Below are 25,017 nucleotides of genomic sequence, written 5' to 3'. Positions count from 1 at the left end.
TGAAGACGAAGGGATTTTACCTGAAAAAAAGCGGATATGCCGTCATTGCATATCCGCTTTTTGATTAGGGAAGTTTAAGAGAACAGGCGCAGGGCTTGTTTACTGCCGGGTTTGATGCCGACTTTAAGCATTTCTTCCTGACGGGCCAAAACGTAGTTGCGTACGTCTTTAAGCCATTGGGTGGAAACTTCTTCCATTTGGTCGTTAACCAAATCCAAGCTGAGTTGGCCGGAGAGTTTGACTGCCAAGTCCATAAATTTGTCGAAAGTTTTTTCGCCGGCAGGAACATGCGGAATATCCAAAAGCATGCTGAAACCGCGGTAGGCTTGGTTGTCCAACAGAGGATTGGTAAACGGTTTGTTGTCCAAAGTATGGATGGAGAACAGTTGAGGGTTGTTGTTGTCACCGAAGTGGAACGCGCCGTCTTCGCCCAATTTGAAACCGGTCTCTTCCACGGCGGCACGCAATTCTACGCCGCTGATGTTGGAATGGGAAACCAAGTGAATGGCGATGGTTTGGTCAACACGCGCACAGAATTGGTCGAGAGCTTGTGCGACTTCGGTGAACGCATCCAAGTCGGTATGCAAAACTTTGCCGTTCATCAGTTGGGCAAAAGCATCAACCTGTTGGTCGAAGTGTTGCAGCTCTTCACGCGCGGCCAAACCGTTGCGGCTGACAGCCTGAAGGCCCATGACGAAACCTTGGTAGTAAACGCCCGGAATCGGCTCTGCAACACGGAAATGGTCGTCCATGGTGCAACCGATGATTTGGAAGCGGTGGGTAGAGGAAAGACGCGGCAGTGCGTGCAATTCTTGGGCTTGTTTCAGGGAGATGTAGGCCATGTAGTCGAAGCGCGGGTCAAACCAAGGCAACTCGACTTGGGACAATTCGTCCAAGCTGATCAATGGTACTTGTGCCACAGGCTCGGCAGCGGTTTCTACTGGAGCAGAAGCGGCTTCGGCAGGGCTTACGGTAATTTCGTTGTTCAAGCCGATAACGGTGTGTTGAACTTTTTCTTCTGCGGAGAAGTCGTCTTCCACAGTCAGCTCGATATCGGTTTTAAGTTGGGCAGGGTGGGCCAGTTTGGCTTTTGCCGCGTAGATTTCATCTTGCTCTTGCAGGTTGCGCAATGCCTCTTCGTTTTTTTTGTTTTTCTTGATAAACAAACCTTGACCGCCGGTTTCTTTGCTGTCGCGGACATGTTTGGTTTTACTGGTCAAAAGTGCATCCTTATCGGAATGGCCGAATTGTTCGCGCACTTGTTTGCGGTATTGGTTTTCCTGGTACATGTTGTAACCGATGACCGCCAAAAGAGCGGCGAGGGCTAAGACGATGAAAATCATGGAGTAATCACTTTTTAAAAAGGCAGCATTCCGTCTTTTTCAGGGTGCGGAATCTTGCTGCGCGGGAAGTTCGTTGGAGCCGGACTTTATGCGTCCGAATGAATAGCTGAATTATAACGAAAATAAACGGTTGTGACAGCATTATGTCTGCCAATCATTTCAGGCCGTCTGAAAGTTATCCGCGCCGGATGGGGAAACCTGCTTTTTGAAGGCGAGACCAATCGAAGAAATGTCCGGGATCGGTTTTCCTGTCCGGCGCGATGTCCTGATGAGCGGTAACGGCCTGAATCGGGTAATGTTCGGAAATGGCGGTCAGCAAGGCTTGCAGGCTGGTGTATTGTGCTTCGGTAAAAGGCTCGAAATCGCAGCCTTCCAATTCAATACCGATGGAAAAGGCATTGCATTTTTCTCTGCCTTGAAACGACGATACGCCGGCATGATAGGCCATGTCGTCGCAGGAAACGAATTGGACGGTTTCGCCTTTACGGCTGATGAAAAAATGACTGGAGACGCGCAAGGTATGGATGATGCTGAAGAAAGGATGCTCGTCAGGGTTGATTTGGTTGGTAAACAATTTTTCCACTGCCCCTGTGTTGTACTCAAAAGGAGGAAGGGAAATATTGTGGAGGACAACCAATGAGACGTTTTCATCCGGTTCGCGCGGGCTGAAATTGGGGGAATGAGTTTGGCGTGCATTCAGCCAACGGCCGTTTTGCCAAATGTTTTTGGAAGGGGAATTCATGGTTTCAGACGGCCTTTCGGGATAGGAAAACATACGTTGGGGAAGGTGGCAGGCTTAATGCGCTTGTTTTCGGTTATACTGTTGCCCGACACGTTCACAAACCAAGAATCCTACCATGTTGAAAAAATTGTTGAAATGGCTGGCCGTATTTTTGACGGCATTTGCCGCCGTGGTTGCCGCATTGTTGTTTGTTCCGAAAAACAACGGCAAACCATACCGTATTACCGTTGCTAAGAATCAAGGTATCTCTTCCGTCAGCCGCAAACTGGCTCAAGACGGCATCGTTTATAACCGTTATGTGCTGGTAGCCGCCGCATATGTGATGGGCGTACACAACCAACTTAATGCCGGTTCTTACCGCCTGTCTGCCAAAGTATCGGCTTGGGACATTTTAAAACGCATTAAAAAAGGCCGTCCTGACTCGGTCAGCGTGCAAATTTTGGAAGGCGCGCGTTTTGCACAAATGCGCCGTATTATCGACAACACTGCCGACATTGCCCACGACACGCGCGGTTGGAGCGATGAAAAACTGATGGCCGAAGTGGCGCCCGATGCCCTGAGCAGCAATCCGGAAGGACAGTTTTTCCCGGATAGTTACGAAATTGATGCCGGTGGCAGCGATCTTCAAATTTACAAAATCGCCTACCGTAAAATGCGGGAAAACCTGCAAGAAGCATGGGACGACCGTCAAAGCGGCCTACCTTATAAAAATCCGTACGAAATGCTGATTATGGCGAGTCTGATTGAAAAAGAAACTGCGCACGAAGACGACCGTGCCCATGTGGCCGCCGTATTCGTCAACCGCCTTAATATCGGCATGCGCCTGCAAACCGACCCAACCGTTATCTATGGCATGGGCGATGCGTATAAAGGCAGAATCCGCAAAGCCGACCTGCAACGCGATACGCCTTACAATACCTATACGCGCAGCGGTTTGACGCCGACGCCGATTGCGCTGCCAGGCAAGGCCGCGCTTGAAGCGGCGGGCCATCCGTCTGATGAAAAATATCTGTATTTCGTCTCAAAAATGGATGGTACGGGCTTGAGCGAGTTCAGCCACAATCTTTCTGAACACAACGCTGCCGTACGCAAATATATTTTGAAGAAATAAACCGAATAGGCCGTCTGAAACATTTATAATCCCTGTTTCAGACGGCCTTTAAATTGACGATATTCATATGAAACCCAGATTTATTACCCTTGACGGCATAGACGGCGCAGGCAAGTCCACCAACCTCGCCGTAATAAAAGCATGGTTTGAAAAACACCAACTGCCCGTATTGTTTACGCGCGAACCGGGAGGCACTCCGGCCGGAGAAGCATTGCGTGAAATCCTGCTCAACCCTGCCACCCAAGTCAGCCTGCGTACCGAAACCCTGCTGATGTTTGCAGCCAGACAGCAACACTTGGAAACGGTCATTCTGCCTGCCCTGAAAAACGGCACGCATGTGGTTTCCGACCGCTTTACCGATGCAACGTTTGCCTATCAAGGAGGCGGACGAGGCGTTCCCTTGCAAGATATTGCCACGCTTGAGCATTGGGTGCAGGGCGATTTCCGCCCCGATTTAACTTTGCTGTTGGATGTGCCTTTGGAAGTGTCAATGGCGCGCATCAACCAAACGCGTGAGAAAGACCGCTTTGAGCAAGAAGAAGCCGAGTTTTTCAATCGGGTACGCGAAGTGTATCTGCAACGTGCTAACGAACAGCCGGAACGCTATGCCGTCATCGACAGCAGCCAAAGTCTGGACGCGGTAAAAAATCAGATTGAAACCGCGCTAGACAGTCATTTTGGATTGAATGTTTAAGTTTAAATAAAATGCCGTCTGAAAGAAGGATAGTGTAGCGAAGAAATATTATTACAGAAGTTTTTAGACATAAAACCAAATAAAACGAAACATCAAAACAAATGTAATAAATATCGGTATGCGCCACCAAAAGAACATGATAAAATTACGGCCTCTTACAAAGCCGGTCTGTTAACAACCCGACTTTAGAAATTTTAAACGTCTGAAGCAGCCTGTTTCAGACTTGTTCGCTGTAAAATCTCTCTCGCAAACAGGATCGATAAATGGAAAATTCATTAAAAGAAGCCGCCCTGCAGTTCCACGAATTCCCCGTGCCGGGCAAAATCTCCGTTACCCCAACCAAACCTTTGGCCACTTCTAAAGACTTGGCGTTGGCGTACTCTCCGGGCGTAGCCGCTCCTTGTATGGAAATCCATGCCGATCCTCAAACTGCCTACAAATACACTGCCAAAGGCAATTTGGTTGCCGTGATTTCCAACGGTACCGCAGTGTTGGGTTTGGGCAACATCGGCGCATTGGCCGGTAAACCTGTAATGGAAGGCAAAGGCGTATTGTTCAAAAAATTCGCCGGCGTTGACGTATTCGATATCGAAATTGATGAAAAAGACCCGCAAAAATTGGTAGACATCATCGCTTCTTTGGAACCGACTTTCGGCGGCATCAACCTCGAAGACATCAAAGCGCCTGAGTGCTTCTACATCGAACGTGAATTGCGCAAACGTTGCAAAATCCCTGTATTCCACGACGACCAACACGGTACCGCCATCATTACCGCTGCCGCTGTATTGAACGCTTTGCGTTATACCGGTCGCAAAATTGAAGAAGCGACGTTGGTGTGTTCCGGTGCAGGTGCCGCAGCGATTGCTTGCTTGAACCAATTGCTGGATTTGGGTCTGAAACGTGAAAACGTAACCGTCTGCGACTCTAAAGGTGTGATTTATAAAACCCGCGAAGACAAAGACCGTATGGACGAGTCCAAACAGTTCTACGCCACCGAAGACAACGGCCAACGCGTATTGGCTGATGCCGTTAAAGGTAAAGACATCTTCTTGGGTCTGTCCGGTGCAAACCTGCTGACTCCTGAAATGCTGAACACCATGAACGAAAAACCAATCGTGTTCGCTATGGCAAACCCAAATCCGGAAATTCTGCCTCCGTTGGCAAAAGAAACCCGTCCGGATGTGGTAATCGGTACCGGCCGCTCAGACTTCCCGAACCAAGTAAACAACGTATTGTGCTTCCCATTTATCTTCCGTGGCGCATTAGATGTCGGCGCGACCACCATCAACGAAGAAATGAAACGCGCTTGCGTATACGCTTTGGCTGACTTGGCAATGGAAGAAGTAACTGAAGAAGTGGTTGCCGCTTACGGTAAGAAATTCGAATTCGGCGCGGAATACCTGATTCCTACCCCATTTGACTCCCGCCTGTTGCCTCGCGTTGCTTCTGCCACTGCTAAAGCAGCTATGGAAAGCGGCGTGGCTACCCGTCCAATCGCTGACTTGGATGCGTACGCTGCTAAATTGGCTACATGGGAACTGTAATTCAGTAAGTAGTGCTTGATTGAAAAGGCTGTCTGAAAGTTGTATTTCAGACGGCCTTTTTGTTTATTGAATATTTTAGAAACGGCTTAATGCAGTAATCAGAATGAAGAATACGATAATCTGCTGATTCAACAGAGACGTGGGAATATGGATTGCTTTCTAAGACAGGTTTCTATTTTTGAGCTGTTTTGACTTTGCAGGGTTTATACGGGATTGAATACAATATTTTTGTCAGTCTGAGACCTTTGCAAAATTCCTTTCCCAAACAGCCGAAACCTAAATAAAGATTTTCGGCTGTTTTTGTTTCAAATATCCACTGATTCTACTCAAATCCCCCCTTACTCCCCCTTGGATACCTGATTAATCAGGCATCCGGCCGCCTTTTAGGCGGCAACAGGCGCACTTAGCCTGTTGGCGGCTTTCAACAGGTTCAAACACATCGCCTTCAGATGGCTTTGCGCACTCACTTTAATCACCCCGAAATAGGCTGCCCGGGCGTAGCGGAATTTACGGTGCAGCGTACCGAAGCTTTGTTCGACCACATAACGGGTCTTTGACAAATATCGGTTGCGTTTGGTTTGCGCTTCCGACAGCGGATGTTTGCGGTGTGCTTTGCGCATAATGCCGTCCAGCAACCGATGCTCTTTCAGATGTTGTCGGTTTTCCGCACTGTCGCAGCCTTTGTCGGCATAGACGGTCGTACCTTTGGGTAACCCTTCCAATAAAGGCGACAGGTGTTTGCACTCATGGGCATTGGCGGGGGTAATGTGCAGTTTCTCGATATAGCCTTCCGCATCGGTACGGGTATGTTGTTTGTAACCGAGTTTGTAGAGGCCGTTTTTCTTTATCCAACGGGCATCGCTGTCTTTACTCGGCGTGGTTTGGCCGCTGACTTGTCCTTCCTCGTCAACTTCTATGGCCTGGCGCTGTTTGCTGCCGGAGATCTGAATAATGGTGGCGTCAACGACGGCGGCGGATGCTTTCTCTACTTTTAAACCTTTTTCAGTCAGTTGGCGGTTAATCAGTTCCAGCAATTCGGACAGGGTGTCGTCTTGCGCCAGCCAGTTGCGGTAGCGGCATAAGGTGCTGTAATCGGGAATGCTCAGTTCGTCAAAACGGCAAAACAGGTTGAAATCGATGCGGGTGATGAGGCTGTGTTCGAGTTCGGGATCGGAGAGGCTGTGCCATTGGCCGAGCAGGACGGCTTTTAACATGGACAACAGGAGATAGGCGGGACGGCCGCGGTGGTCTCGAAGGTAACGAGTTCTTTGACGATTCAGGTATTGTTCGATCGGTTGCCAATCAATCACCTGATCCAACTTCAACAGTGGGAAGCGGTCGATGTGTTTGGCAATCATGACTTGTGCGGTTTGTTGGAAGAAGGTGCTCATGAGAAATCCCCTAAATGTCTTGGTGGGAATTTAGGGGATTTTGGGGAATTTTGCAAAGGTCTCAGTCTTTTTAAACAACATCAGGCCGTCTGAAAACGGGTTTCAGACGGCCTGAGTTAATGAAATGGTTTATTTTTGCCAATAGGTTTTGACGTTGACGAACTCATACAGTCCAAATTCTGATAGCTCGCGTCCATAGCCGGAAGCTTTGACGCCGCCAAAGGGGAGGCGCAGGTCGCTGCTGGTGTGGCGGTTGATAAAGACAGAGCCTGCTTGGATTTTTTCGGCGTATTGCCATGCGTTTGCCGTGTCGGCTGTGTAGATACAGGCGCCGAGGCCGAAAGGTGTGTCGTTTGCAAGTGCGACGGCGTGATCCGGATTGTCGGCGCGTAAGATCATGGCAACTGGGCCGAAGACTTCTTCGTGCCAAACGCGGCAGTTTGGGTTGACTTGATCCAATACCGTGGCAGGATAAAACCAGCTTTCTCCCTCAGGGATATAGCCGCCACTCAAACATTGCGCACCGTGTGCAACCGCATCTTGAACCTGTTCATGTACGGTTTGACGCAAGTCTTGGCGGTGAAGCGGGGCAAGGGTGGTGTTCGGGTCTTTGGGATTGCCGGTTTGCAGTTTGGCGCACTCGGCAAGGAAAAGCGGGATAAATTGTTCGGCAATATCCTGGGTAACAATGATGCGTTTGGCGGCATTGCAGGATTGTCCGGCATCGCGAAAGCGCGAATAGCAGGCATCGATGGCTGCGCGTTGCAGATCGGCATCGGGCAGGATGATAAACGGATTGCTGCCGCCCAGTTCAAGGACGGTTTTTTTCAGATGTTTGCCTGCATGGGCGGCTAGCAGGCGGCCGGTATGGGTCGAACCGGTAAATGCCATGGCATCAGTATCTTCAATGGCTTTAAGCGTGTCTTCATGACTCAACCATGCGCCGATAAGCGGCAAACCTTTTGGGACAAGGCCGAAGAGGGTTTCGCTGATGCGGGCGACACTGGGTGCAGGTTTGACCGCGCAGGCATTGCCGGCACAGAGGGCAGGGATGGCAAATCGTAAAATCTGCCAAACAGGATAGTTCCACGGCATGACCGCCAAAACAACACCCAAAGGCTCGAAGCGGACCTGGCTGAGGCTGGCTTGGGTGGCGATGGTTTTATGGGCAAGCAGCTCGGGGGCAAGGCGGACGTAGTAGCGGATAAGCTCGATGGATTTACTGATTTCGGCACGGCATTCGTGCAGGCAGCGTCCGACTTCTTCGCAAACCATTTCGGCAAGGCGTTCTTGGTTTTGGCTAAGGCTGTCGGCAAATTGCTGTAAGAGGGCGGTGCGCTCGATAATGCTTGACTGGGTGAAGGTTTGTTGAAGGGTTTGGAGGCGGTTTAATTCGTCGGTGAACTCGGTATAGCTTTGCGCCGGTCGGCGGTAAATGGTTTCTCCGGTGAAGACATGGGTGCTGTGAAACATGGTTGACTCCTTTGTTTTTATGTTTTTATGAGGCCGTCTGAAAATGTTTCAGACGGCCTTTTATTGTGATGATTGTACTTCAAGCGACCAGTTGGGGAAAAATGGATTTTAAGCCGGCAACAATAATCTCTACGGAAATGGCGGCCAGCATCATGCCCATGATGCGGTTGAGGATGGTCAGGCCGGTAGTGCCCAAGCGTTTGCTGATGCGTCCGGCCACGACCAAAATGAAATAGCAAATCAGGCTGACCAAAAAGCCGGAGATGATAATCAGGGCAATATCGCTGTAATTCTTGGCGGCAGAGGAATAAATGATGACAGTGGAGATACCGCCGGGGCCGATGGTAATAGGAATGGCAATGGGTACGACGGCAATGGCTTTTTCGTTGCGGCGGACTTGTTGCGCATTTTGATGCTCTTCTGAATGGGGGTCAATTTTGGGTTTGGCCGGGTTGTCGTTGCCGTTCATTAAGGAGATGGCAATCAGCAAAACCAGAATACCGCCGCCGACTTGGAAAGAGCCGACGCTGATGCCGAGTACTTTCAACAAGATACCGCCGCTCAGTGCAAAGACGATGATTACGATGAAAACGGCCAATGCGGCAGTACGCGCGATTCTGCGCTTTTCTTTGGTGCTGTGGTTTTGTGTCAGATCAAGATAAATCGAGAGCGCGCTGAAAGGATTAATCAGCACGAGAAATGCCACAAGCAGCTTGCCGATTTCTACACCCAGTTCCATATTATTCCTCGCTTTCAGTTAGGTCATCGTTATCCGCATTACGGCGGCGGTTTTTGTGTTCGTTTGCAATACCCATCAGCAGGGCGAGCACCACCATGATGGAAAGCGTAGCCGTGCCGCCGTAGCTGACCAAGGGGAGGGGGACACCTACGACGGGCAAAATACCGCTGACCATGCCCATGTTTACAAAGGCATAGCAGAAAAAAGTCATGGTCAATGCGCCTGCCAAACTACGACTGTAAAGGGATTGCGCTTGCGCGGCAATCCACAATCCGCGTGCCAGAATGATAAGGTAAACCAGCAGTAAAAGGATATTGCCAATCAGGCCGAACTCTTCGCCGAATACTGCGAAAATAAAGTCAGTCGTTGATTCGGGAATGTAGTCCAAATGGGTTTGCGTACCGTTGAGCCAGCCTTTACCCCATACGCCGCCCGAGCCGATGGCAATCATGGATTGGATGATGTGGTAGCCTGCACCTAACGGATCTTTGGTTGGGTCGAGTAGGGTGAGGACGCGGGTTTTCTGATAGTCGTGCATGCCGTAATTCCATAAGAGCGGCAAGGCGGCCACAAAGGCAATAATGGCGGCAAAAATGGCTTTCCAAGGCAATCCGGCAAAAAAGATGACAAAAATACCTGAAGCCATAATCAGCGCGGCCGTACCGAGGTCGGGCTGCTTCAAAATCAGGGCGACAGGAACAAGAATCAGAACGAGGGCGACAATATAATGTATCCATTTCAGACGGCCTTCATAGCGTTGAAAATACCACGCGACGGTCATGGGAATACCGATTTTCATGATTTCGGAAGGTTGGATACGGGTAAAGCCGAGGCTCAGCCAACGGGTCGAGCCGTTGACGGTAACGCCAGCAACTTCGACGCCAATCAACAGTAATACGCCGACAATGTAAACCGGAAGGGCGACTTTGGCAGCCGTTTGCGGCTTGAATACGGCAATAATCCATAAAAGGGCAAAGCCCAAAACGGTATGGATGGTTTTGTTTTCCAATTGGCCGAACTCTTGCCCATCTGCAGAATAGAGCAGGAACAGGCTCATGATGTAGATGGCGAGCATGGCAAAAAACAGCCAAGGGTCAATCGGGGCTGTAATGGTGGATTTGAAATTTTTCCACGCTGATGTGTTATTCATGATGAACCTCCGGCTGTGAGGCAGGGCTTGTCGAAGTCAGTCCGTAGGCAGATTGGAAAATGCTGGTAATAGGCTGATGCTTGTTCGTTGTTTCAGTTTTGGCCGAATCTGACTCAATGCCGTCTGAAAACTGTTGCGGCTTGACGTGAAGCATATAAAAATCAGTCATTTCACGAGCCAATGGCGCGGCATACGCACCCCAGCCGCCGTTTTCCAAAATAACGGCAATGGCAATTTCAGGTTTTTCCAATGGTGCAAACGAGATAAACCATGCGTGGTCGCGGTGTTGTTCGCGCAGGGCTGCGGCGTTGTAGCGGCCGCCCTGTTTAATTTGTACGACCTGGGCCGTACCGGTTTTGCCGCCCATTGTATAAGCAAGTCCGCCACCAATACGGTGCGCCGTACCGCCCGGTTTCAATACCTTTTCCATTGCGCGTTTGACGTATTCGAAGTTGTCGGCTTTGAACGGAATTTGACGCTCGGGATTAGGGTTGATTCGGGTAATTTTGCGTGTGCCAAAATCTAATACTTCTTTGACCAAATGCGGCTGATAAACGACACCGTTATTGGCCAGAGATGCTGTTGCATGAGCCATTTGCAAAGGTGTGTAGGCGTTGTAGCCTTGTCCGATGCTGACAGAAACCATTTCGCCAGCGCGCCATTCTTTGGCGGTAGGGTCGGAAGATTTGGCAAAACGTTTGTCTTTCCATTCGCGGCTAGGCAAAACGCCTGCGTATTCGCTGGGCAGGTCAATGCCGGTTTTTTGTCCGAAACCGAATTGCGCCAGATACGGAGAGGCTTTATCGATACCCATTTCGTAACCCAAGCGGTAGAAGAAGGTATCTGAAGATACTTGAATGGCTTTGCTCAAGTTGGCCGAGCCGTGACCGCTGCGGACAGAGTCGCGGAAAATATGGCGGCTGCCGGGTATGCTCCATGCGCCGGGGGCGGGGACGATGGTGTTTTGAGTGATTTTTCCGCTTTCCAATAAGGCCATGCCCATAAAGGGTTTGAATGTAGAACCCGGCGGATAAAGGCCTTGGGTAACGCGGTTGATCAAAGGCTTTTTCCAATCGTCATTCAGCATTTTCCAAGTATCGCTGTCGATGCCGTCAATAAAGAGGTTGGGATCGAAAGAAGGCTTGGAAACAAAAGCCAAGACAGTACCGTCTTGCGGATTGATGGCCACCAATGCGCCACGGTGGTCGCCTAAAATGCGGTCGGCTTCCTGCTGCATACGGATATCCATGCCCAGGCGCAAGGTTTGCCCCATTTTGGACGGAACATTTTTCAATACGCGGACGATGTTGCCGTAAGCGTCTTTTTCGACTTCCTGATAGCCTGGAATGCCATGAAGCTGGTGTTCGTAATATTTTTCCAAGCCGGATTTGCCGATATGCGTACTGCCGCGGTAGAGGGCGGTCAGGCCTTCTTCTTCCAGCATTTCTTTGTCTTTGTCGCTAATACGGCCGATATAGCCTAAGAAATGGGAAGTCAGTTTGCCGTAAGGATATTCGCGGAATGTGCGTGAATTGACCTCTACGTCTTTGAATTCGCGCAGATGTACGGACAAACGGGCGGCCTCTTCATCGCTCAGTCTGAGCTTGAGCGGGATATTTTCAAATTTTCGATAGCTTTCGCGGTATTTTTTGAAGCGTTTTAAATCTGTCGGCGTGATATCGACATATTTTTTCAATGCTTCAATGACATCTTCCATCTTGCCTTCGATGCGGCTGGGAATAACTTCAAGCGAAAAGACTGGATAGTTTTTGGCCAAAGGAACGCCGTTGATATCGACGATTTCGCCGCGTACGGGCGGCGTTGGAATCAGGGTAATGCGGTTGCTCGATGCCTGACCGGAAAACTCGTTGTGCTGAGTCACTTGCAGGTAAAAGAACCGCGCCAGCAAGATGGAAAAGAAGATGACGATCAAGATAAAAGCAACGAGCAGGCGCAACAAAGCGTCGGCTTGTGCTGCCTGAGCGGAAGGTTTTTTGGTATGTTGACCACCGGAAAGACGGCGTGGAAGAATCGGTTTCATCTTTTCAGTGGGAGCGGTAAATACGGGTCACGATCAGCATCAGCTGGCTGAGTATCGGCCAAAGCAATGCGCCGACAAATGGGGCAACAAAGCCTTGCAAAGTGATGACCTGATGATTAAGGAACAGACGTGCAACAGTTAAAACGGCCTGATTGAGAAGCAGTGCAGCCAATACAGCGGCCAATTGCATAATGTGGCCGTAAAGCATGATTTGGCGGCGGCGGTTTAAAATGAAATAAGTCATCACGACGTAAGACAGGGCGTGCAAGCCCAAAGTAGCGGCGGTTGCTGCATCGACAATCAGACCGATGGCAAAAGCCAGTCCCATGCCTGCACGTTGCGGCTGGTGCAATGTCCAATATAGCAACATCAGTGCCGTCATTTCAGGCAGCCAAAAGAATCCGTCAAAGGAAAACGGCATAAAGTCCAGTATCATCATCACAATGAGACTGGCCGCCATGATGTGTAGCGGTACTGCACGGTAAGAATCGTCAAAATCGTTCATGAAATCAGCGTGGGGAAGAAGGGCCGGAAGAAAGTACCAAGACAAAACGGCTGCTGCGTAAAGCGGCCAAAGGCGTCAGTTGCGTATCGTAATAAGGCGTTCCTGATGCGCGGACAACCTTGCTGACAGTTGCAACGGGAATCCCCGCCGGATAAGTACCATCCAAACCGGAAGTCAGCAGAATATCGCCGGGTTTCAAGTCTGAGCCGGTTGGGAAATAGCGCAAATCCAAACCGTTGCCATTGCCGTATGCCAAATTGCGTTCACCGGTGCGGCTGACGGCTACGGGGACAATGCTTTGTCCGCTTGAGATCAGTTCAATTTCCGCACTTTGTGTGTGAACTTGTGTCAATAGGCCGATCAAACCGCTTTGATCGATGACCGCATCGCCAACTTTCAAGCCGTCTTGACTGCCTTTGCCGATAATCAGTCTTTCGGAAAGCGGATCTTTGCCATTGGAAATGACTTCTGCGCCGATAACATTGTGGATGCCTTTTTGTTGCAAACTGTACAGTTTTTTCAATTCGCGCAATTCATCGGTATTGACTTTATCCCGCTGCAAATCGATTTTCAGACGGCCATTTTCTTCCAGAAGTCGGCGGTTTTGTTCCAAAAGCTCGGATTTGGACTGGGAGAGGTCGGCAAAATATTGATAAAGTTGAACGGGTTGATTGGCCAGCCATTGAGCAGGATAGAGCATGGGCATTACTGCCGCGCGCACAGGCTGCATCAATGAAAAGCGGTAATCTGCCACCATCAGGCCGGCCGCCAGGGCGACATAAACGACAAAACGAGGCAACAGCTTAGGGCCTTTTGCCTCGTCAAAGCGCAAAGAAGAGCGTTCCATAGCCATCTACCTTATGGGTTTTCCGTAAACACGGTATCCCATTTGCCGATATAGTCCAAAGCCTTACCGGCACCATAGGCAACGCAGTTCAGAGGCTGGTCGGCGATGCCGACGGGCAGGCCGGTTGCATCGGCCAAGACGGTATCGATACCGTGCAGAAGCGCACCGCCGCCGGTCAGCATAATGCCGCGGTCGGCGATGTCGCCGGCCAGTTCGGGCGGAGCCTGTTCCAAAGCCAGACGGACGGCGCGGATGATTTGATTTACCGTTTCACTCAATGCTTCACGGATTTCATTTGATGTAACCGCCAAGGATTTGGGCGTACCTTCGGCCAGGTCGCGGCCTTTAATGCGCATGGCTGTTTCGGTTTCAAAGCCCGAGGCCGAGCCGATTTGTTTCTTCAATTCTTCTGCTGTCGCTTCACCGATCAAGACACCGCGATGACGGCGCAGGTAATGGATGATGCTTTTATCGAACTCGTCGCCGGCTGCGCGGACGGAAGCGGAATAGGCCATACCGCCCAGTGAAAGGATACCGATTTCGGTCGTACCGCCGCCAATATCGACAATCATCGAACCTGCCGCATCTTCAATCGGCAAGCCTGCGCCCAAAGCGGCGGCCATCGGTTCTTCAATCAAATGCACGCTTGCCGCGCCGGCGGCAAATGCAGAATCCAAAATCGCTTTACGTTCCACTTGGGTAGAGCCGCCCGGAACACAGATAACCACACGGGGCGGAACCAAAGACCGTCCTTCGGTGGCTTTTTTAATCAACATACCCAGCATACGCTCGGTAATCACAAAATCGGCAATCACGCCGTCCCTCATCGGACGGACGATTTCGATATTGCGCGGCGCACGGCCCTGCATTTTTTTGGCTTCCGTACCAACCGCCATGATTTTACTTTTATTGCCCGCGCCGGATTGAATCGCAACCATGGACGGCTCATCCAAAACAATCCCTTTGCCGCGTACAAAAATCAGCGTGTTGGCCGTGCCCAAGTCGATGGCAATATCATTAGAGAGGAAACGAGATAAAAGACGAAACATAGGATACCTGAAATTCCGGCCCAGCCCGGATGTGTTTAGCGTTATTTAAAATAAGAAAAACAGGTACACGGTTTTAGACGGATAAATGCGCCCTTAAAAGGCCGTCTGAATCAAAACACCATGCCAACCTGTTTGGTTTTCGGTTATAATTCTTCGCTTCATAGAAGACGAAATGCAATGATACCCCAAACCCAAGAGGCATTGCTATCAGACAAGGATTTTTTATGGCTTTAAGCTTAAATGATGTGGAAAAAATCGCAAAACTCTCGCGCCTCACTTTAACGGACGAAGAAAAAAACAAAACGCTTGCCGAGTTGAACGACATTTTCGCCATGGTTGAAAACATGCAAAGCGTCAATACCGACGGCATCGAACCTATGGCGCATCCGCATGAAGCCGCTTTGCGCCTGCGCGAAGATAAAGTGACTGAAACTGACCATGCTGCCGAATATCAGGCTGTTGCCCCAGAAGTGCGCAACCGCCTGTATATTGTTCCTCAAGTGATTGAAGAATAAGGTTTCAGACGGCCTTTGCTCATCTGCAAACTCCTATTGCAAGGCCGTCTGAAAGGATATTCTGTTCAGACGGCCCGATTTATTGATTTAAACGGATGTTTTCAATATCTGTTTTGAAAGCAAAAACTGTTTTATAGAAAGTACGGCACAATGACCGCTTACACGCTCAAACAAGCCAGCAGCCTGCTGCAATCCAAACAAATTTCCGCAGTCGAATTGGCGACCGAATATTTGGCCGCTATTGCTGCGAAAAACCCTGCCATCAATGGCTACGTTACCATCGATCAAGATAAGACCCTTGCTGAAGCCAAAGCAGCCGATGCGCGTATCGCGGCCGGCAATGCAACGGCTTTGACCGGTGTGCCGGTTGCTTACAAAGACATTTTCTGTCAAACAGGTTGGCGCAGCGCATGCAGCTCCAAAATATTGGATAACTTTGTTTCTCCTTATACTGCTACTGTGGTGCAAAACCTGTTGGATGCCGGCATGGTCACTCTTGGCCGTACCAATATGGACGAATTTGCCATGGGTTCGACCAATGAGACTTCGTTCTACGGCGCAACCAAAAACCCATGGAACCTTGAACATGTTCCCGGCGGTTCGTCAGGCGGTTCGGCTGCAGTGATTGCAGCGCGTTTGGCACCGGCTGCCTTGGGTTCGGATACCGGCGGTTCTATCCGTCAGCCTGCATCGCATTGCGGTATTACCGGTATTAAGCCGACTTACGGTACGGTTTCACGTTTCGGTATGGTTGCCTATGCTTCCAGCTTCGACCAAGCCGGCCCTATGGCGCAAACGGCCGAAGACTGTGCGATTTTGTTGAACGCTATGGCCAGCTTTGACGAGCGCGATTCCACCAGTTTGGAGCGCGACAAAGAAGACTACACCCGTGATTTGGACAAGCCGCTTAAAGGTTTGAAAATCGGTTTGCCTAAAGAGTATTTCGGCGAAGGTGCGGATGCCGATGTTCAGACGGCCTTGCAAAGCGTTATCGATTTGCTCAAAGCCCAAGGCGCGGAGACTGTTGAAGTTTCCCTGCCGCAAACATCATTGTCGATTCCTGCTTATTATGTTCTCGCCTCTGCGGAAGCAAGTACCAACTTGTCCCGTTTCGACGGCGTACGTTATGGCCATCGTGCAGCGCAATTCGGCGATTTGGAAGAAATGTACAGCAACACCCGTGCCGAAGGTTTCGGCAGCGAGGTCAAACGCCGTATCATGATCGGTACTTATGTATTGAGCCATGGTTACTATGATGCGTATTACCTGAAAGCGCAAAAACTGCGCCGTCTGGTTGCCAATGATTTTCAGACGGCCTTTGGTCAATGTGATTTCATTTTGGCGCCGACTGCGCCAACTGCCGCACCGAAACTCGGCAGCGACATTCACGACCCTGTGCAAATGTACTTGTCCGATATTTACACCATCGCCGTGAACCTTGCCGGTTTGCCTGCACTGACTCTGCCTGCCGGTTTTAGCGCAAACGGCCTGCCGATTGGTGTGCAATTTATCGGCAACTATTTCTCCGAAGCCAAAATTTTGGGTGCCGCACATCAAGTTCAACTGAACAGCGATTGGCACACTAAAGCGCCGGAATAATGTTTTAGGGCCTTGATGATTCAAGGCCGTCTGAAAATAAACCGTATAAAAGCGCCTGAATGTATTGAGGTGCTGCATATTGTAGATATTTAAAAATTATGACAGCCACCGACTTCATTCAAATCATTGGGACAGCCGCGTTTGCCATTTCCGGCTATTTGGTCGGCTACAACAAGCGATTGGATGTGCTCGGTGTTGTCATTACTGCGTTACTGACGGCTGTCGGCGGCGGCATGATACGCGATGGCTTGGTCGGCCGGATTCCGCAAGTGTTTTTGCAAACCGATGCGCTGATTGTTGTGTTTGCCACGCTTGCTATCGCATGGTTGATAAGGGTGCAACGTTATCGCAGCACCTATTTGGCCGCTGCTTTTATTATTGCCGATGCCATTGGTTTGGCAGCGTTCAGCATTACCGGTGCACAAATCGGTATGGTTTTGCAGCTTAATCTGTTCGGCGTTATTTCTTTGGCTTTTGTGACTGCCGTTGGTGGCGGTATTGCGCGCGATATTTTGGTCAATGATGTGCCGATGATTTTGCGTACCGACCTTTACGGTAGTGTGGCCATTTTGATTGGAGGGCTGATTTATCTGCTTGGGCATTTGGGCTGGATTAATATTTTTACGTTAAACCTGCTCTTTGCTGGCGGATTGTTGTTTCGCCTGACTGCATACCGTTTCCATTGGCAATTGCCCGGTTTCCAACGCCGCAGGAAATAAACTTATCTTACAGACGGCCTGTTATGGTTTTTATTCAGGCCGTCTGAAAAACGAATCACTCATTTAACCGATTAACTTTTTTTCGACAGAAAGACCCTTATGACTTGGGAAACCGTAATCGGACTGGAAATCCACGTCCAACTCAACACCCAATCCAAAATCTTCAGCGGCGCATCCACTGCATTCGGTGCCGAACCTAATGCCCACGCCAGCGTGGTTGAGTGTGCGTTGCCGGGCGTATTGCCGGTAATGAACCGCGAAGTCGTCGAAAAAGCCATCAAACTCGGTTTGGCTTTGGATGCGAAAATCAATCAGAAAAACGTGTTCGACCGTAAAAACTATTTTTATCCTGATTTGCCAAAAGGCTATCAAATCAGTCAGTTGGATTTGCCGATTGTGGAACATGGCAAACTGGAAATCGTAGTGGGCGATGAGGTTAAAACCATCAATGTTACCCGTGCGCACATGGAAGAAGATGCGGGTAAATCCGTGCACGAAGGCTTGAACGGTGCCACCGGTATCGACTTGAACCGTGCCGGTACGCCTTTGTTGGAAGTTGTCTCCGAGCCTGAAATGCGTTCCGCAGCCGAAGCCGTGGCATACGCTAAAGCGTTGCACGGTTTGGTGACTTGGCTGGATATTTGCGACGGCAATATGGCGGAAGGCTCGTTCCGTGTTGATGCCAACGTTTCTGTACGTCCAAAAGGTCAGGCAGAGTTCGGTACACGCCGTGAAATCAAAAACCTCAACTCTTTCCGCTTCTTGGAACAAGCCATCAATTATGAAGTGGAAGCGCAAATCGAAATTTTGGAAGACGGCGGTAAAGTACAGCAGGCAACCATGCTGTTTGACCCTGAAAAAGGCGAAACCCGTGTGATGCGTTTGAAAGAAGATGCGCACGATTACCGCTATTTCCCAGATCCGGATTTGCTGCCGGTCATTATTTCAGACGGCCAGTTGCAAAAAGCCAAAGAGCAAATGCCTGAGTTGCCGCATGAAATGGCGGCGCGTTTTGTTGCCGATTACGGCGTGTCTGACTATGATGCGCGCCTGTTGACTGCCAGCCGCGCTCAAGCTGCCTATTTTGAAGAAGCGGCCAAAGCCTGCGGCCAAGGTAAATTGACGGCGAACTGGATGAACGGCGAGCTTGCCGCTACCTTGAACAAAGAAGGTTTGGAACTGACTGAAAGCCCGATTACAGCTCCACGTCTTGCTGAGTTGGTTGCTAAAGTTGCAGATGGAACATTAAGCAGCAAACTGGCGAAAAAAGCTTTTGAAGCAATGTGGGCAGAGCCTGAAGCAGGTATTGCTGAGATCATCGAGAAACATGGTTTGCAACAAATTACTGACACTGGTGCAATTGAAGCAATGGTAGATGAAGTGTTGGCAAACAATGCGAAAGCCATTGAGCAATTCCGTTCCGGCAATGAGAAAGCCTTGAATGCGATTGTTGGCCAAGTGATGAAAGCAAGTAAAGGCAAGGCCAATCCGGCTCAAGTACAAGAGCTGATTAAAGCCAAATTAGCTTGATAGATAGGACAGGCCGTCTGAAAACAGGTTTTATTTTCAGATGGCCTTTATTTTTGATTCTAAAATTATTCTAAATACCATGACACATACTATTACCTTATCAGATCAAATAACATTTACGGCAAACGAGGATGAAACCGTTCTTGCTGCCGCGACCCGTCAGAATTTAAATTTGCCCCATTCTTGTAAAAGTGGCGCTTGCGGACAATGTAAGGCCGAGTTGATGAGTGGCGAATTTGAAATGGGCGAGCATATTGATAAAGCCATTAGCGCAGAAGAAAAAGCGCAGGGCAAAGTGTTATTGTGTCGCACTACTGCGAAGAGCAACCTGAAAATCAATGTGCCGGGGTTTAATTCGAATGCCTTGCCGGTGCGCACTTTACCTGTACGCATTGAAACGATTGAAATCAAACATGATGTTGCTTTGTTAAGATTAGCTTTGCCTAAAGCGCCGTCATTTGCATTTTATGCTGGGCAATATATTGATTTGCTGCTTCCCGGTAATATCAGCCGCAGCTATTCAATCGCCAATTCACCTGACCAAGAAGGCGTTTTGGAGTTGCATATTCGTAAACGTGAAAATGGCGTATGTTCGGAAATGATTTTTGGTGCAGAGCCTAAAATCAAAGAAAAAGGCATTGTCCGCGTTAAAGGCCCATTGGGTACATTTACGTTGCAAAAGGACAGCGATAAACCGATCGTTTTGTTGGCAACGGGTACAGGTTATGCACCTATCCGCAGTATTTTGCTTGATTTGATTCATCAGAATAGCGAACGTCAGGTTCATTTTTACTGGGGAGCACGTCGGCAGGAGGATTTGTACGCATTGGAAGAAGCAGAAGCATTAATAGGCCGTCTGAAAAATGCAAAATTCTCGCCTGTTCTTTCTAAGCCTAATTCCGATTGGAAAGGGGAGAATGGATACGTGCAAAACGTTGCCGCACAAAATTATTCTGATTTAAGCCAATATGAAGTTTATGCGTGCGGGTCACCAGCTATGACGGAGAGTGCGCAAAGTTTGCTGACTCAAAAATGCGCTTTACCGGAAGATGCCTTCTTCTGTGATGCTTTTTCACCGGCATAATCATGCTGTGAAATAGAAGATAGATGTGAATTCAAGTAGTAAGCATTGAGCTTGAAGAGAAATCAAACTTTGAAAGGGTGTACATTATGTACACTCTTCTGATTTTTTGAGTTGGCATTTTTAAATACGCTGTGCGTTGCGTGTCCATAAAATCTTTATGTAGATTGGGTTGTCTAGGGTAGCCTTAAATGTAAACCACTATGAAGTCAAACTAATCAAAACCATACTTTGTAATATTTAGAGACTTTATCAAGTTTTGAGTCAATTCACGCTCTTATTTGTAGCACAATAATTATCATCTAATTTTTTCCCTATACAATTTTTCCTGTAAACGGCGCAGGCCGTTTTAAGTCAACTTTATCAGGAACCATGACCATGAGAAACATCAAACTAACCTTAGCCATATTTTTCGGCGGCATATTCGCTTTATGGCTGCTTGCTACATCATTTCCAGACCAGTGGGGCGTATTTCCAGTACGCAACCTATTGCTGCAACTCACTGGCGCCATCAGCATACTGGCGATGAGTGCCTGCCTGATACTCGCCATGCGCCCCAAAATATTGGAAACCCCGCTTGGCGGACTGGACAAAATGTACCGCCTGCACAAATGGCTCGGCATCATCGCCCTTTCAGGCAGCATCCTCCACTGGACTACCAAGCAATTCCCCAAATGGCTGGTAAAGCTCGGACTGTTTGACGGCAAAAAACCGCCGCGCCCGCCGATGCAGGAAATATTGACGTTAAAAGATTGGCTGGCTACCCAACGCCACTTTGCTGAAGAAGTTGGTGAAATCGCTTTTTATGTCGCCATCGTTCTACTTGTCGCCGCCCTCATCAAACGCATACCCTACCGCTGGTTTGCCAAACTCCATATCCTGGTCGTACCCGTTTATCTCGCGCTTGTGTGGCACACGATCGTACTGGTAAACTTTTCCTACTGGTCGCAACCGCTGGGCTGGCTGATCATCGCCGCCTTAGGTGCAGGCATCGCCTGCTCGCTGATTGCCCTGTTTAAGCGCATCGGTAATCCGCAAAACGCTACCGTCTCCTCCCTGAATCAAAACGGTAAATTGCTCTCTCTGACTCTGAATGCCCCGAAATGGCAAGGACACTGTGCAGGACAATTCCTCTTTTTACGCACACACGGAGAAAGCCACCCCTTCACCATCGCTTCAGACTGGCAGCCTGATAACCAAGAGCTCACGCTCGTTATCAAAGATTTGGGCGATTACACACACCGCCTGCCACAACGCCTGAACATTGGCGACATCGTTCAAATCGATGGTGCATACGGACGTTTTGACTTTTCTGATAAGCAAGCGCAAATTTGGGTCAGCAACGGCATTGGTTTTACCCCATTTCTTGCACGCCTTAATGAACTGGCGAAACAGCCAATTACCCAGTCGATAGACTGGTTCCATGCTGATAGAAATCTGTCTGCTGACACGCTTGCCCATTGGCAAAATTTAGCGCAACAAGCCAACGTGAATTTCCACTATATCCCTTCGGAAACCCAAAGGCTTACTGCCGAACATATCGGACAGACTGTCCGCGACAGCGCCAACCGCAGCCTGTGGCTCTGTGGCAGCAGCAGCTTCACGCGCAGTATTTCAGACAACCTGAAAACAAGATCGCAACATTTGGAGTTCTTTGAATTCCGCTAAACATCCATAGATGTAGGATAGCTTGAGAGCGTAGTCTTAACCTAGTGCAAATAAAAACAGTCCAAGCCTTCAAAATGAAGTTGCGGACTGTTTTTTTGTTTTTCAGACGACCTCTAGCACTTAAAGAGGTTTTAGTCTGATAATGCAGCCTTAATAGTATGAAAATAAAAGCAGTCCACACCTTCATTGTGAAGGTGTAGGCTATTTTTTAATTTTCTGGTCATCCTTACAGTAGAGTCTTTACAAAGTTCCTTAAATGTTTAGATAGGACTTTAAGGGGAGGTGTAAAAAGCTATGGCCGTCTGAAATATTTCAGACGGCCATATATTCACAAGGATAGAACAGGGGAGTATTAGCTACCGATCAGTTTCAAACGTTGACCAGGAGTCACAGTACGGGTATTGCGGTTCCAACGGCGGATCTCATTAACATCAACATTGAAACGGCTGGCAATAGTGTTCAAAGTATCACCTTTGCGTACAGTGTAGGAAACGTTTTGAATCGGGTTGCTGCGGACTTTTGCCGGAGCAGCTGTAACGCGGAGGATTTGGCCTTTTTTGATATTGTTGCCTTTGATGTTGTTGGCAATAATCAAATCAGCTACGCTCAAGTTGTAACGTTTGGAAATGTTAAATAACGTATCGCCATCTTCCACACGATGTGTACCTGCTGCAAGTGCTGCGGTTTGTATGTTTTGTTGACCATTTACACGGGCAAGACGCGCATTGATGCGGCTTTGCTGTTTAGCGGTATTGGCTGCAATACGTGCGGCACGAGCACTTTCAGTAGTCACAACAGTTTGAACTTGTTTGGCTTCAGGAGTCGCTTCAGCAACAGTTGCTGCAGGTTCATCTGCAGGTCGGCTTTGTACTAAGGCCATCAGGTCATCATGCTCTTCTTGAGCCGGCGCGGCAGCAACAGATTCAACTGCAGGAGTAGGGGCTACATCGTTTGCGGCAATGGTTGGTGCAGTCAGGTTGGTAGGGATAGCTGCTTTAGGTGCTTCTGCAACATTTGTAGTAGCAGGATCAGCAGTGGTATGGATCATGGCTACAACAGGGGCGGCTACTTCCGCATTTGCAACTTGAGGCTGCGCCTTGGTTTCTGTTACCGCTACTGAAGTAACGTTTTCAGCTTTGTTGCGTTCAATAAAGTCAACCGGTTTGCTGGACTGTGGAATAACAGGTGCAACAATATTAGTCACGGTATTTTGAGCGACTTTAACCGGTTCTGCTACGTTGGAAGCAATAATCGGAGACATGGCCGGCATATTGGATTGGTAAGTATCCGGCGTATTGTCTTTGTCGATAAAGTTAATGATATCTTGACTTTGGGTAGCTGAGTTTTTAGCCACCAAAATGCTGCGACCTTCAGAAATGGCACTGCCGCTCAGGCCGTTGAGGCGTTTAAGCTCGGCTACGCTCATGCCGGTATCGTTGGCGATAGCATTAAGCTTTTTGTTGCCCAAAGAAGTATAGATATCCCAAGACATCAGGGTATCTGGATTAGCATTGCGGTAGTTTTTTTCAAATGCGGAAACCGCAGAAACCGGTAACAACAGACGACGGTTGTTTTTAGGGATAAATACCGGGGCATTGAAACCTGGGTTGAGTGCCAACAGTTCGCTTTCGCTGATGTTTGCAAAGCGAGCGATTGTGCTGTTATCAATAGGTTTGTCGATGCTGACAGATTTGAAATATGGCTGATTGCTGATTTCACTGATATTCATGCCGAAAGTTTGCGGATTGGCAACGATATTGCGGACAGCCAAAAGTTTGGGGACGTAATTTCGTGTTTCGTTCGGCATACGCAGGTTTTCGTATGTCGGCTCCAAACCTTGCGCACGGGCACGGTTTACGGCACGGCCGACGTTACCTTCACCCCAGTTGTAAGCGGCAAGTGCCAAAGACCAGTCGCCGAACATACCGTGCAGGTATTGCAGGTAGTTCAATGCGGCATCGGTAGCAGCGTAAATGTCGTGGCGGCCGTCATACAAAGGCGTTTTTTCCAAGCCGAAGTGGCGGCCGGTAGCCGGCATAAATTGCCACAGGCCGGATGCGCCGACGTGTGATTTGGCTTTGGTTACGAATGCGCTTTCAATGAAAGGCAGTAAAGCGATTTCAGCAGGCATATTGCGTTTTTTAACTTCATTGGCAATATGGTACATATAAGGTTTGCTACGGGAGATAGTGCGGTCGAAATATGCACTATTTGCAGCAAATTTGTTTTCATGGCGGCGAACCAGTTCTGTGTTGACTTCGTTGATGCGGAAGTCTTTACGCAACGATGCCCACAAGCTGCCAGAGCCGAAAGTTTGTGCTTTGGCTTGGTCGAGCAGGGAAGAGTTGAGGCGCATCATGGCCATGCCGACTTGGTTGGGCGTAGCGTTTTGCGCGTAGGCTGTGGCGGAAACTGCCGACAGGCTTGAAACGGTCAGAGCGATGGTTTTTAGTTTTGCCATAGTAAATAGAGTTATCAAATATATAATAAAATTTCGTCTTTTCGATGGTATCGTTTCAGCATTCAAACGTCAAGTCGAGTAGGGAATTTGCTTGTATGATGTGGTCGTGGTGTTAAAATTCTGTCACATAAGTCGGGATGCATAGGGGGCATTTAATGGAAACTTTTTTTATGCAAACGCCAATGGGACAATATCTTGCTCAAAAAGAGGCGGATTTTTTCAGACGGCATTTGCAATATTTGAATGGCCAAGTGGCGGTTCAATTAGGCGGTATATGGCAGAGGCCGTCTGAAAATATGATTGTGGTGCCGCGCGATGTGCGGATGGATGCTGAAATGTTGGCATTTGAAACGCATTCTGTGGATGTATTATTGATGCCCCATCTTTTGGAAATTTCGTCTGCTGATTTGGTGTTGCGAGAGGCATTTAGGATATTAAAACCCGAGGGTAGGTTGATTTTGACGGGGTTTAACCCTAAATCTTTGTGGGGATTGAGCTCGTGGTTTGATGGCAAAAGACTACCTATGAAATCTCAATGCTTGGCTCTGGCTAAGATGAAACGAAGAATTGCGGATATTGGTTTTGAAATGGAATATGGGCAGTTTATGGATTATCTGCCTGCTGTGAATTCGCCATCTGCTTTGAAGTTCTGGCAGTTTATGGAAAAGGCGGGGGACAGGTGGTGGCCACAGTGTGCGGCGGTGTATGGTGTGGTTTTAACGAAACATCTGATTGGTGTCCATCCTTTGCCTGAATTGGAATCTGCATTTGATGGCAATACGGTTGCTTTAAGTACGGCACGTTTGGCCGAATAG

The 25,017-nt window shown here is 48.9% G+C and carries 21 protein-coding genes; 10 read left to right on the top strand and 11 right to left on the bottom strand.

Annotation, left to right across the window (positions count from 1 at the left end; genetic code table 11):
• Positions 1–74: 74 nt before the first annotated feature.
• Positions 75–1,343 carry a cell division protein ZipA C-terminal FtsZ-binding domain-containing protein gene (locus ACTHS8_RS03975; protein WP_440373041.1) on the bottom strand — a complete coding sequence of 423 codons (1,269 nt, stop codon included), beginning with the start codon at positions 1,341–1,343 and terminating at the stop codon, positions 75–77.
• A 175-nt stretch (positions 1,344–1,518) separates the two neighbouring features.
• Positions 1,519–2,085, bottom strand: coding sequence for a 1,6-anhydro-N-acetylmuramyl-L-alanine amidase AmpD (gene ampD, locus ACTHS8_RS03970; RefSeq protein ID WP_440373040.1), 567 nt, complete (start codon positions 2,083–2,085; stop codon positions 1,519–1,521).
• A gap of 115 nt (positions 2,086–2,200) precedes the next feature.
• Here ampD and mltG point away from each other — a divergent pair, with 115 nt between their 5' ends.
• The 3 genes from mltG to ACTHS8_RS03955 all read left to right on the top strand — a co-directional run bounded on the left by mltG (position 2,201) and on the right by ACTHS8_RS03955 (position 5,434).
• Entirely contained in the window at positions 2,201–3,196 is a 996-nt protein-coding gene (gene mltG, locus ACTHS8_RS03965; RefSeq protein ID WP_049336479.1) for an endolytic transglycosylase MltG, read from the top strand.
• Between the two features lie 67 nt (positions 3,197–3,263).
• Entirely contained in the window at positions 3,264–3,890 is a 627-nt protein-coding gene (gene tmk, locus ACTHS8_RS03960) for a dTMP kinase (RefSeq protein WP_440373039.1), read from the top strand.
• Between the two features lie 263 nt (positions 3,891–4,153).
• Positions 4,154–5,434, top strand: coding sequence for a malic enzyme-like NAD(P)-binding protein (locus tag ACTHS8_RS03955; protein WP_440373038.1), 1,281 nt, complete (start codon positions 4,154–4,156; stop codon positions 5,432–5,434).
• 383 nt (positions 5,435–5,817) lie between these two features.
• Here ACTHS8_RS03955 and ACTHS8_RS03950 read toward each other — a convergent pair whose 3' ends face one another.
• From ACTHS8_RS03950 to ACTHS8_RS03915, 8 genes are all read right to left on the bottom strand, one after another.
• Positions 5,818–6,825, bottom strand: a complete 1,008-nt coding sequence (locus tag ACTHS8_RS03950; RefSeq protein ID WP_440373037.1) for an IS5 family transposase — start codon at positions 6,823–6,825, stop codon at positions 5,818–5,820.
• Between the two features lie 129 nt (positions 6,826–6,954).
• Positions 6,955–8,298 (bottom strand): aldehyde dehydrogenase family protein, encoded by a 1,344-nt coding sequence (locus ACTHS8_RS03945; protein WP_440373036.1) that lies wholly within the window; start codon positions 8,296–8,298, stop codon positions 6,955–6,957.
• Between the two features lie 79 nt (positions 8,299–8,377).
• The gene (locus ACTHS8_RS03940) at positions 8,378–9,037 is read right to left on the bottom strand and encodes a MarC family protein (RefSeq protein WP_003685320.1); all 660 of its coding nucleotides are present in this window, start codon (positions 9,035–9,037) and stop codon (positions 8,378–8,380) included.
• Position 9,038: 1 nt separating this feature from the next.
• A complete protein-coding gene (gene rodA, locus ACTHS8_RS03935) occupies positions 9,039–10,187 on the bottom strand; it encodes a rod shape-determining protein RodA (protein ID WP_440373035.1) in 1,149 nt (382 codons plus the stop codon).
• Positions 10,180–12,228: a penicillin-binding protein 2 gene (gene mrdA / locus ACTHS8_RS03930; protein ID WP_440373034.1), complete on the bottom strand. Its 2,049-nt coding sequence runs from the start codon at positions 12,226–12,228 to the stop codon at positions 10,180–10,182. Before mrdA ends, rodA begins: the two co-directional genes overlap by 8 nt.
• Before the next feature lie 4 nt (positions 12,229–12,232).
• Positions 12,233–12,733 carry a rod shape-determining protein MreD gene (gene mreD, locus ACTHS8_RS03925; RefSeq protein ID WP_063075403.1) on the bottom strand — a complete coding sequence of 167 codons (501 nt, stop codon included), beginning with the start codon at positions 12,731–12,733 and terminating at the stop codon, positions 12,233–12,235.
• A 4-nt stretch (positions 12,734–12,737) separates the two neighbouring features.
• Positions 12,738–13,580, bottom strand: a complete 843-nt coding sequence (mreC, locus tag ACTHS8_RS03920; RefSeq protein ID WP_440373033.1) for a rod shape-determining protein MreC — start codon at positions 13,578–13,580, stop codon at positions 12,738–12,740.
• 11 nt (positions 13,581–13,591) lie between these two features.
• Entirely contained in the window at positions 13,592–14,629 is a 1,038-nt protein-coding gene (locus ACTHS8_RS03915) for a rod shape-determining protein (protein ID WP_039862245.1), read from the bottom strand.
• A 224-nt stretch (positions 14,630–14,853) separates the two neighbouring features.
• Here ACTHS8_RS03915 and gatC point away from each other — a divergent pair, with 224 nt between their 5' ends.
• The 6 genes from gatC (at position 14,854) to ACTHS8_RS03885 (ending at position 21,741) form a co-directional block, all read left to right on the top strand.
• The gene (gene gatC / locus ACTHS8_RS03910) at positions 14,854–15,144 is read left to right on the top strand and encodes an Asp-tRNA(Asn)/Glu-tRNA(Gln) amidotransferase subunit GatC (protein WP_003685110.1); all 291 of its coding nucleotides are present in this window, start codon (positions 14,854–14,856) and stop codon (positions 15,142–15,144) included.
• A 150-nt stretch (positions 15,145–15,294) separates the two neighbouring features.
• Complete coding sequence (gatA, locus tag ACTHS8_RS03905; protein ID WP_440373032.1) at positions 15,295–16,743, top strand: Asp-tRNA(Asn)/Glu-tRNA(Gln) amidotransferase subunit GatA; 1,449 nt, start codon at positions 15,295–15,297, stop codon at positions 16,741–16,743.
• A gap of 98 nt (positions 16,744–16,841) precedes the next feature.
• Positions 16,842–17,462, top strand: a complete 621-nt coding sequence (locus ACTHS8_RS03900; protein ID WP_440373031.1) for a trimeric intracellular cation channel family protein — start codon at positions 16,842–16,844, stop codon at positions 17,460–17,462.
• Between the two features lie 99 nt (positions 17,463–17,561).
• Positions 17,562–18,992 carry an Asp-tRNA(Asn)/Glu-tRNA(Gln) amidotransferase subunit GatB gene (gene gatB / locus ACTHS8_RS03895; RefSeq protein WP_440373030.1) on the top strand — a complete coding sequence of 477 codons (1,431 nt, stop codon included), beginning with the start codon at positions 17,562–17,564 and terminating at the stop codon, positions 18,990–18,992.
• Between the two features lie 79 nt (positions 18,993–19,071).
• On the top strand, positions 19,072–20,076 hold the full coding sequence (locus tag ACTHS8_RS03890; RefSeq protein WP_440373065.1) for an FAD-binding oxidoreductase: 1,005 nt from the start codon (positions 19,072–19,074) through the stop codon (positions 20,074–20,076).
• Positions 20,077–20,451: 375 nt separating this feature from the next.
• A complete protein-coding gene (locus ACTHS8_RS03885) occupies positions 20,452–21,741 on the top strand; it encodes a ferredoxin reductase family protein (protein ID WP_440373029.1) in 1,290 nt (429 codons plus the stop codon).
• A 352-nt stretch (positions 21,742–22,093) separates the two neighbouring features.
• Here ACTHS8_RS03885 and ACTHS8_RS03880 read toward each other — a convergent pair whose 3' ends face one another.
• Entirely contained in the window at positions 22,094–24,202 is a 2,109-nt protein-coding gene (locus ACTHS8_RS03880) for a LysM peptidoglycan-binding domain-containing protein (RefSeq protein ID WP_440373028.1), read from the bottom strand.
• A gap of 155 nt (positions 24,203–24,357) precedes the next feature.
• Between ACTHS8_RS03880 and ACTHS8_RS03875 the strand changes: the two genes are divergently transcribed.
• Complete coding sequence (locus ACTHS8_RS03875; protein ID WP_440373027.1) at positions 24,358–25,017, top strand: class I SAM-dependent methyltransferase; 660 nt, start codon at positions 24,358–24,360, stop codon at positions 25,015–25,017.

Origin of the sequence: Neisseria sp. P0016.S008, assembly GCF_051957775.1 — a bacterium.
Lineage (GTDB): Bacteria > Pseudomonadota > Gammaproteobacteria > Burkholderiales > Neisseriaceae > Neisseria > Neisseria flavescens_B.
This window is presented reverse-complemented; position numbering and strand designations above follow the sequence as displayed.

Coding starts and splice junctions, on each gene's coding strand:
- gatA (WP_440373032.1), top strand. CDS start 15,295: ATGACCGCTTACACGCTCAAACAAGCCAGCAGCCTGCTGCAATCCAAA.
- ACTHS8_RS03955 (WP_440373038.1), top strand. CDS start 4,154: ATGGAAAATTCATTAAAAGAAGCCGCCCTGCAGTTCCACGAATTCCCC.
- gatB (WP_440373030.1), top strand. CDS start 17,562: ATGACTTGGGAAACCGTAATCGGACTGGAAATCCACGTCCAACTCAAC.
- gatC (WP_003685110.1), top strand. CDS start 14,854: ATGGCTTTAAGCTTAAATGATGTGGAAAAAATCGCAAAACTCTCGCGC.
- ACTHS8_RS03885 (WP_440373029.1), top strand. CDS start 20,452: ATGAGAAACATCAAACTAACCTTAGCCATATTTTTCGGCGGCATATTC.
- ACTHS8_RS03880 (WP_440373028.1), bottom strand. CDS start 24,202: ATGGCAAAACTAAAAACCATCGCTCTGACCGTTTCAAGCCTGTCGGCA.
- ACTHS8_RS03950 (WP_440373037.1), bottom strand. CDS start 6,825: ATGAGCACCTTCTTCCAACAAACCGCACAAGTCATGATTGCCAAACAC.
- mrdA (WP_440373034.1), bottom strand. CDS start 12,228: ATGAAACCGATTCTTCCACGCCGTCTTTCCGGTGGTCAACATACCAAA.
- ACTHS8_RS03900 (WP_440373031.1), top strand. CDS start 16,842: ATGACAGCCACCGACTTCATTCAAATCATTGGGACAGCCGCGTTTGCC.
- ACTHS8_RS03945 (WP_440373036.1), bottom strand. CDS start 8,298: ATGTTTCACAGCACCCATGTCTTCACCGGAGAAACCATTTACCGCCGA.
- ACTHS8_RS03875 (WP_440373027.1), top strand. CDS start 24,358: ATGGAAACTTTTTTTATGCAAACGCCAATGGGACAATATCTTGCTCAA.
- ampD (WP_440373040.1), bottom strand. CDS start 2,085: ATGAATTCCCCTTCCAAAAACATTTGGCAAAACGGCCGTTGGCTGAAT.
- tmk (WP_440373039.1), top strand. CDS start 3,264: ATGAAACCCAGATTTATTACCCTTGACGGCATAGACGGCGCAGGCAAG.
- ACTHS8_RS03915 (WP_039862245.1), bottom strand. CDS start 14,629: ATGTTTCGTCTTTTATCTCGTTTCCTCTCTAATGATATTGCCATCGAC.
- ACTHS8_RS03890 (WP_440373065.1), top strand. CDS start 19,072: ATGACACATACTATTACCTTATCAGATCAAATAACATTTACGGCAAAC.
- rodA (WP_440373035.1), bottom strand. CDS start 10,187: ATGAATAACACATCAGCGTGGAAAAATTTCAAATCCACCATTACAGCC.
- ACTHS8_RS03975 (WP_440373041.1), bottom strand. CDS start 1,343: ATGATTTTCATCGTCTTAGCCCTCGCCGCTCTTTTGGCGGTCATCGGT.
- mreD (WP_063075403.1), bottom strand. CDS start 12,733: ATGAACGATTTTGACGATTCTTACCGTGCAGTACCGCTACACATCATG.
- mreC (WP_440373033.1), bottom strand. CDS start 13,580: ATGGAACGCTCTTCTTTGCGCTTTGACGAGGCAAAAGGCCCTAAGCTG.
- mltG (WP_049336479.1), top strand. CDS start 2,201: ATGTTGAAAAAATTGTTGAAATGGCTGGCCGTATTTTTGACGGCATTT.
- ACTHS8_RS03940 (WP_003685320.1), bottom strand. CDS start 9,037: ATGGAACTGGGTGTAGAAATCGGCAAGCTGCTTGTGGCATTTCTCGTG.